At 65.7% G+C, this 251-nt stretch carries 1 protein-coding gene; it reads left to right on the top strand.

Features of this window, described 5'->3' with window-relative positions; all coding sequences use genetic code 11:
• On the top strand, positions 1 to 251 hold a 251-nt coding region (locus JFN93_RS25345; protein ID WP_199387179.1), incomplete at both ends, for a hypothetical protein.

Genomic DNA, 251 nt, shown 5'->3' with positions numbered 1-251 from the left:
GTCCTCTCCACCGGCCAGGCCCAGGCCCTTGGCGCGGCAGGCGTCGGCGCACTTTCCTCCGACCAGCTCCGTGCGCTTTCCACTGCAGACATCGCAGCCCTGACCACCGCAGAAATCGCGGCGATCAGCACCGATAACATCTCCACGCTCACCACGAGCGAGATCAAGGCACTCACCACGGCTCAAATCGCCGGCCTCGATACCGCTCACGTCCAGGCGCTGGGCACCGCACAAGTTGCGGTCCTCTCCAC

This window comes from Geomesophilobacter sediminis (assembly GCF_016458275.1).
Classification (GTDB): domain Bacteria; phylum Desulfobacterota; class Desulfuromonadia; order Geobacterales; family Geobacteraceae; genus Geomesophilobacter; species Geomesophilobacter sediminis.
This window is presented reverse-complemented; position numbering and strand designations above follow the sequence as displayed.